Below are 6,072 nucleotides of genomic sequence, written 5' to 3'. Positions count from 1 at the left end.
TTCGCTAAACTCAAAGAAAATCGACGCTTAGCATTACGATTTGAGAAATCCGATCTCTCTTTCCTTGCCTTTATAGCTTTAGCATCTATTAAATACAACCTTTGTTAACAGTGCCTAATCGCCATAATGATTGCCATAAATGATAAAGAAGATTATCTATCAGTCTTTTTTATTGTTCTGATAGGATTGCAGATTGTTTACTTCTTGATATGGGTTAAAAACACTGCGTGATCTTGGATTCTATACAAATATGAGTTTCGAGAGCACTGTAGTAATCTCGCTTTAGATTATCTAAAAAAGAATCATTATCCAGAACCCGATGAATATCTAAAATCGTCAGTAGAATATTTTTCAAGTGTTGCTAAGAATGAGCCTTTGCCTGTGGAACTTCGATTGAACGCCGCAATAAATTTAGGTTTTCTCAATTACCCAACGAGTAATGGCCAGTTCCAAGATTCAATGAGGCTCTCTATAGCAATTGAAGATGCTATAGAAAATTATAAAAAAACTTTTGATAAATAGTCTATGAAACATAATTCTTCATCAAGCAGCGCGTCTCTCCTCTCAGACTTTCCATAGAAGTGGTTAGAATTGAGTATAAAATGTATTATTTGTACTGTCTGTAAGATTAAATCTTGACTAATACATTCCACTTAACCTGATATGCCGACACTTTAAAGCCCCTCTATCTCCTTTAGAGATAATCCTGTAGATTCTGAGATCTTCTTCTTATCAATTCCAAGGGATAGTAAGTTCTTGGCTATTATTAGCTTCTCTGCATTTCTGCCTTGTTCTATACCCTCTTCTCTTCCCCTTTCTATACCTTTCATCGTAGCTTTTTGCAGATTGTCCTGCAATGTCATTTCTTCTGCCTCGGCCAGTAGTTTAGCCCTAATATACCCATCGTATTCTATATCATTCCAGTTGAATCTCTCGATAGTTTCATACGCCTTCAATACCCAATGATCCTTTATGCTGGAAGGGGGCTGTTTTATCTCCTCTGATTCGGCCAAGAAATATAACCAGTAATCTTCTGTACTATATAGCTCTTGCGCTGTTTTATTAAACTTGCCTAATTCGATGAATACATAAGATAGTGCAAATAGGTGTTGTTTATTAGTTTGATCTTCTTTTGTTTTGTGGTAGCTAACGCAGCCGATCTCATCTGGAAACAGATTTTCTTTGCTAATTGCAATTAGTATTACAGGCATCAATCCTTTATGGCTTTTTCCTTTTGGAAGTTGCGCAACATAGGTATGGGAAGCGTAAAACTGCACCCTTTCTAGAAAATGTTCCTGTTTTCTATTTTGCATCTCAACTACAAACCAATTGCCATCCTGATCTCTGCACTTCAAATCGAATATACTTCTCTTATTCTGCCCAAGATCAGGTACTTCTTCTGTGGGTATAAACTCTATCTCCGTTATCGCAGAGCCATTGGATAAATGTAATATGCTATTGAGGAAGTCTTTCATGATATCCTTGTCTGAAAATACCTTCTTGAAAGCTAAGTCATTCGTTACATCTAGGTATCTACTAGCCATATCTTCTCTATTCACATAATTTTGGTAGTGTTGATAACATTATAGCATAAGAATCCAAAAATACTATGAGTAGAGGGGGTGTAAAATCCTTATGTACTTTTTGCTTGAACTAACATCTAAGATCTTTTACAAATTCATTCATTGCATTCCTTAATAATGCGATTGCGTCGTCTTTGTTATTATCAATTTTCATTGATAAATCTGCCAGTAAAATATATTTCGCTGGATCTTTTAAAGATAATTTCAAACAAAAATCCCTATATTGCTCTATTTTTTCGTCTCGTTCTTTATATTGCCGACTTCTTTCTTCTACTATTTTTTTTAATATAGAAGTATTGAGAATTTCCTTACGCAATATACTTTGCAGATCTACAATTGCTATAAGAGATTGTGTATTCATAATCTTATTGATGTATTCATGTTCTTTTTCTTGAATTGTGATAGCCTGATTTAGGCACATTTTAAATAGAATTATGTATATAAAAATTTGGCTACAGATATTTTTTGCCGCACTTTTTCTAATATCCCATTTAACTTGATCTTCCATCTCTTTTTTTCCACGCCTTGCTTTCCACGATTCTATATGAATAGAAATCTTGTTTGCTGATTTTTGAAATTTCTCATACTCTATTTCACACAATTGTGACTTTCTCGTTTCCTCCGGAAAGCTTCCTTTATAAATATTCTCAATATTTTCTATAAAATTATTTAAAATATCTAGTACCTTATAATAATCTATAGCCTGTGCTTTATTAATCGAATCAATAACTAATTTTGCAATCTCTATTAAAAAATTATATTGAGCATCTGGAACTATTGGATAGCTTGTTTTCATTGGATATGGGTCTTTATGGTTCCATAATTGTAGTATAATTATGAAGAAATCATCTGGTATTGAAAACATTCCTTGATCGTCATCCCATTTTTGTTGTTCAGCTTCTATAAAAGACTCCCTATCGTTAAGTCTTTTAGGTGTTCCAAAAAAATGTGAGAAATCCTTATCTTCGCACTTACTGGTGTGCAGTAGTAGGTATACCTCTTCTATATGAGTGCGATTTTTCAGTGTGCTAATAATATCTAGAAAACTTTTGGTATTGTACTTAAAATCATCTATTATACACATCGCTAAGATTGTTTTTTGCTCGTATCCTGTTTTGGCAACGTCTAATAGTTTTCGTATAGAGTCTTTTTTGCCAAGTTGTAGCAATGAGTTAACATAATCATGTATAAGACGATAACACGAGACTTGACCGCTACCGACCTCTGGTCGTTTGATCAGTGGATATATATCATCTTTTATACTAAATTGATCATAATAAGCAGTCATATTAATGAGGGAATTGTAGTATGGAGGGTATATACTGCTCTTTTCTAAAGTAACTTTGCTTCTTTCAATCCCCTCAGAGACGATATTAAAAACCTCATCATTTATTTCTTCAAATCGATCGTTCTTTTTTGCAAATCTTACAACTTCTTCTAAGGCGCGATAAGATAACTCTTTTAAAACAAGTGTGCTTAAAGCTTCTGGATTGATAGATAATATAACCTCTAGATTTTTATCATATACTGTCCATATGTTGTGCTTTAAGTCAAAGTAAAGTTTGGAAAAATCTTTGCAACTCATTCCTAAATTTTTTATAGGACGCGCAAAATGCACTCCCCTTTCTATACTATAAAGAGTATCAAACTGAGACTCTTCTATCTCAAGCCCCTTATATTGCTTCACCAGCTCTGGATGCTCCTTATTCAATACTAGCAGTTTATGTTTTGTTAGTATTTTTTTATAAAACCGCATCAACATTTTTATACAACGAATATTCCTTCCACATGATATCGCTTCTATAAACCATTCTTTGATATCGTTAATAATAGTCAAGTCTATCTCACCACTTATCGAATACTTCAATTGATCTATGAGAAACCATTTGATATATTGATCTTCTTACAATTTTGTACATTCTAACCAATTGAAAATATTCTTTTTTACATTAAGTACATTATCTTTATAGCATTTTAAATTGTAGATAAATTCAGGAAAACTACTGTGAAAAAATATTGTGTGATTTTTATGGTACTTTAAGAGATGCTCAAATTTTTGAAAATTTAACCAATTCTCTGTGGTAGAATTTGAAACACAACGAACAAGCTGTTCTCTTGTATAAAAACATTGGAAGCGCCAGAAAATAGTAGCAATGGCGAGTATGCGCTTTATGATATCGGTATTTTCTTTCCAAATGAGATCTTTCCAAACGAGATTGTAATACTTATTCAGATCCCCTTCGCACAGAGGAAAATTTTCTAATAATTTATTTAATAACTCTATGTTTATTTTCTCATCTGTATTATTTTTTAAATATCCAAGAATATATCGTAAATACAGTATATTCCCCTCGCATCTCATAAAGAGCTCTTTCAATATTTGATCTTTTTCATATTTATCCTCCGGAAACAACAACTTTATAGAATTTTGATTAATTATTGAATAAATAGCATTTTCTGATAATCCATTCATTTCTATTCTATCGCAGCTTTGTATACTAAGATCATCTAAAATTTGAGGTTGTGTTGCGAATATATACCGCACATTCCTCTTGGGAAAATATATTTTTCCAAGAAAACTCTTTAATTCTTCAGATTTACCATGTTTGCTACAGTGATCCAATCCATCTATTATGATAATAAATGTTGAATCATTTTGTAAATTTTTACTTAATTCATCTATCAATTCTTCACATGAAATATTTTCTAAGTTTTGATTAGCTTTCTCTCCTAAAAGATGCTTATAATCTTGCGTAAGATTGGCTTTAAATCCTTCGATGATCCTATCGCAATCAAGTCTATAGTATAGATCATTATCACTATTATTAATATAATAGTGATGTTTTATGGAGCATACCTTTTTATTCTTCTTAAGATCTTCGTATAATTTTGCAATATAAGTAGATTTCCCTACCCCTGGCGAGCCAATTATCACCTTCGTACTACAGCTACTTTCCAATAACTCTTTGATTAATTTTTCATGAATATCGCGATCAAAATATTGAAAATCTTGGGGTATTTCAAAATCTTGCTTTAATGTACGCGGATCGTAATACTGTAGCCACTTCTTAAGTTTTTCAATATTAATTTTAGCTGTATATTTTTTCTCTTCTTCCTTTCTAAGATTTAATAGCAAGCTATTGATACCATCTTCAGTGCATTTAAGTTTATAAAACAACTGTTTTACACTCTCTTCTTTTTCCTCCAGATAGGTATTTTCAAAAATAAATCTTACTTTATTCCAAAACTCTTCAGATGCACCATCTAATTCTATATCCTTAAATCGCTGGGTCGTTGGATCGTACTTGTTTTTATATTCTTCTACTAGCACTCTATTAGTCTGCAGATAAAATTCACTGAACTCATTGTAATCTTGAGACTCACGTGAACCAGATAATATTTTTATTAGTTTTGAAAATTCCGTTTTACCCCATGTCTTTTCGCTATACTTGCATTGATATCCAATCTTTTCCGAATCTGTTTTTATCAAAACGATATCATCAAATTTAAAATTATGATTTTGATCATCATTTTGATATTCTACAATAATAGATTGGTAATCTCCTGGCTGAGACAGCAATTTATAACACAATTCTGCGGCACATAAAGTTTGATAACTATAACCCTTCCTGAATCCAGATGTAGGGTTATGTTTCTTGCTTTTTGTATTAGTTGACAATTGAATCCACCCTAAAACATTCACCCCCATTAAATGAACTTCAGCCTATTGTTTTTTGCAAAAAAACAATAATTACCCAGCATATGTATACATAGTGATTAGTAAGTGAATTATCTTTCTGAAATTGCTCATCCGTGACTTGACCATGGTAAAGCTTATTTCTTATTTTTAATCCCACAAAAAGATATTTAATCGTAAAACGCTTACTTTCTTCTAGGTATTTTTCTTTCTCTATCATTGATATAATACCATGTAGGTCCCTTAGGTTCTTCGTGATTTTTTTATCAACACGACCTTTTCTGCAAATATAGTCACGCAATAAAAATTCTAATTGAGCAATACCAATATGTACAGATGAAATGAAATCTCGTTGTAAAAAGTGTTTGATGGCTAACTCATATAAATCTTTCCTCCCTTTAGGAAAATTTTCTTTTTGAGATAAAATATATTTGCCCAAATTGCCTTCATTAATATGAAAATTGCTACGTATAAAGTCTAGTATATTTAATATAGTAAGAGCGTGTACATTGATCTCATTTTTTACTTGGGTATAACAATCAGTCTCTTCGCCTTTATCACCGCTTTCATCTCTTAACCAAAAATCATGGCTGAATAATTGATTAATAGCCTCATCAAAAGTTCTATGTTGACTAACTAAAAGATGCTCGCGCAGGTACTGCAGCTCCTGCTTTTTGATATTATCGTATTTCTTTAGGCACTGTTAACAAAGGTTTTGCCAAATAATGGAAAAGATGCAATATTATATTGGAGGCGATAAATATGGTATTTAGATGGATAAAAGGTTGTTTC

General features: G+C 32.0%; 5 protein-coding genes. 1 reads left to right on the top strand and 4 read right to left on the bottom strand.

Annotated features, from left to right (window positions below):
• The first annotated feature begins 381 nt into the window (after nt 1-381).
• The gene (locus tag Cyrtocomes_RS04870) at nt 382-522 is read left to right on the top strand and encodes a hypothetical protein (protein ID WP_322498072.1); all 141 of its coding nucleotides are present in this window, start codon (nt 382-384) and stop codon (nt 520-522) included.
• A 152-nt stretch (nt 523-674) separates the two neighbouring features.
• Here the strand turns inward: Cyrtocomes_RS04870 and Cyrtocomes_RS04865 are convergent, their stop codons facing one another.
• From Cyrtocomes_RS04865 to Cyrtocomes_RS04850, 4 genes are all read right to left on the bottom strand, one after another.
• Nucleotides 675-1,559 (bottom strand): Rpn family recombination-promoting nuclease/putative transposase, encoded by an 885-nt coding sequence (locus Cyrtocomes_RS04865; protein ID WP_322498071.1) that lies wholly within the window; start codon nt 1,557-1,559, stop codon nt 675-677.
• Between the two features lie 94 nt (nt 1,560-1,653).
• Nucleotides 1,654-3,450, bottom strand: a complete 1,797-nt coding sequence (locus Cyrtocomes_RS04860) for a hypothetical protein (RefSeq protein WP_322498070.1) — start codon at nt 3,448-3,450, stop codon at nt 1,654-1,656.
• A gap of 36 nt (nt 3,451-3,486) precedes the next feature.
• Nucleotides 3,487-5,262, bottom strand: a complete 1,776-nt coding sequence (locus Cyrtocomes_RS04855) for a P-loop domain-containing protein (RefSeq protein WP_322498069.1) — start codon at nt 5,260-5,262, stop codon at nt 3,487-3,489.
• Between the two features lie 40 nt (nt 5,263-5,302).
• Nucleotides 5,303-5,719: a hypothetical protein gene (locus Cyrtocomes_RS04850; RefSeq protein WP_322498068.1), complete on the bottom strand. Its 417-nt coding sequence runs from the start codon at nt 5,717-5,719 to the stop codon at nt 5,303-5,305.
• Between the last annotated feature and the right edge of the window lie 353 nt (nt 5,720-6,072).

Source organism: Candidatus Cyrtobacter comes (genome assembly GCF_034470605.1).
GTDB lineage: Bacteria > Pseudomonadota > Alphaproteobacteria > Rickettsiales > Midichloriaceae > Cyrtobacter > Cyrtobacter comes.
The sequence above is the reverse complement of the archived record's forward strand: the minus strand, read 5'-3'. Positions and strand labels throughout refer to the sequence as shown.